Here is a 469-nt window from a genome sequence, read left to right on the forward strand (position 1 = left end):
GGGTTCTCTACTTCCCTTCCGGAAGATGTTCAGTTTAGAGCATTGAGATCTGTTGCAGGTTTTGAAAATGTAAAATTCTTCAGGCCCGGTTATGCTATTGAATACGATTATTTTCCACCAACACAATTAAGACATACATTGGAAACAAAACTGGTGGACGGACTTTATTTTGCCGGACAGATCAACGGAACAACCGGTTATGAAGAAGCCGGTTCCCAGGGATTAATGGCAGGCATAAATGCCGCTTTGAAAGTACAGGAAAAAGAAGAATTTGTACTGCAAAGAAGCGAAGCTTATATAGGCGTTTTGATCGATGACCTTATCACAAAAGGCACAGAAGAACCTTACCGAATGTTCACTTCGAGAGCAGAATACAGAACTTTGCTACGCCAGGATAATGCCGACTTTAGACTGACTGAAAAGTCTTATCAAATAGGTTTGGCTTCTGAACAGCGTCTTCAAAAGATGG

1 protein-coding gene is annotated in these 469 nt (G+C 41.4%); it reads left to right on the top strand.

The features are described 5' to 3' along the window. On the top strand, positions 1-469 hold a 469-nt coding region (locus HC176_RS16365; protein ID WP_209309759.1), incomplete at both ends, for an FAD-dependent oxidoreductase.

This window comes from Tamlana crocina, from assembly GCF_012037625.1.